Below are 1,223 nucleotides of genomic sequence, written 5' to 3' on the forward strand. Positions count from 1 at the left end.
TTCTCCAGCTGGGGCGGCACCGCGATCCACCCCTCCATCCAGCACTCCGTCCGGTGGCTCTGGCTCTGCAGGCCGTGGCCGCCGTCCTCTCTGGCCCCGATCTCAATGATGGTCAACATTCAAATCCCTCCTGATCCATGCAAATAAGTGGTACAACAGCCTGCGGAGCCACCCCGCCCGGTCCCGGCGGCCTCCCCCCTGCTCCTCCAGCCAGGCCAGCAGCTTCCCGGAGCTCCAGCCCTCGGGCTGTATCTCCAGAACCGGCCCACCGGCGCTCACCGTCCGCACCTGCCCGCCCCGCACAAAGCGGAGCAGCAGGTTTTTCAGATGAATGGGAGCAGGCTTTGGGGTGATTCTGTTCCGCTTTTGGTAGGTCCGCTTCTTCCGGGGCTCTTCTTCCATTGGCAAGTCATTGAAGTGGGCCATGAGCCGCTCCTCCAGCTGGTCCAGGCCCCGTACCTCCACCTGCTCCCCCAGGGCCAGGCTCTCAAGGCGGTGCAGACCGCACCGGATGGACCGGAGCACCGAGGCGTGGTCCACCCCCAGCAGGGTACCGATCTCCCGCAGAGAGAGCCACTCCCCATAGTAGAGGTACAGATAGGTCTGCTGGCGTGGGGTGAGCCGGTCCAGCACTGCTTTCAGCACCTCAGGCTCCCCCAGGTCCACCACCAGAGGTCCCCCCTCCTGGCGGCCCAGCAGCTGATAGAGAACTCTGGCATCCTCTGCAATCCGTTTCTGTCCCCGCTGGAGGGTGCGGCACACGGTGGAGCGGTTCCTCCCCGTCTCCCGGGCCACCTGAGCCTGCCGTCTGCCTCCGTTGGTACCGGCCAGATAGGCCTCCTGGACAGGGCTGATCCCACTCCGGGCCGCCCGAACAGCCAGGCGCATCTTGTCCTGCTCAGTAGGCCCCTCGGGGTCCTCGGCGCTCTCCAGTTCCGCCCAGGTCTGGTATTGGAACTTATCCCACTGCCAGCCCTCCAGGCCGGACCAAGTCCTGCCCCGGCTGATCTTGTGCCGGGGCATCAGCTCCCGTAAAAGCCGGGAGCAGTCCAACAGATCCTCCCCGATCCGGGCCAGCTCCAGACGGATGGCCCGGGCCTCCCGGCCTTGTACGCCCTCCAGCTTGGCCTGAAGGGCGGTCTTTTGTTCCCGCAGGGCCTTGGCCTGGGCTTTGATCTCCCTGGCCCGGCTCATTTTTTACTCATATCCGTCCGGGGCGCCCG

General features: G+C 65.7%; 1 protein-coding gene. It reads right to left on the bottom strand.

Features of this window, described 5'->3' with window-relative positions; all coding sequences use genetic code 11:
* Positions 1-102: 102 nt before the first annotated feature.
* Positions 103-1,194, bottom strand: coding sequence for a sigma factor-like helix-turn-helix DNA-binding protein (locus B5F94_RS15860; protein WP_087331546.1), 1,092 nt, complete (start codon positions 1,192-1,194; stop codon positions 103-105).
* Between the last annotated feature and the right edge of the window lie 29 nt (positions 1,195-1,223).

This window comes from Flavonifractor sp. An4 (assembly GCF_002161755.1).
Lineage (GTDB): Bacteria > Bacillota > Clostridia > Oscillospirales > Oscillospiraceae > Flavonifractor > Flavonifractor avicola.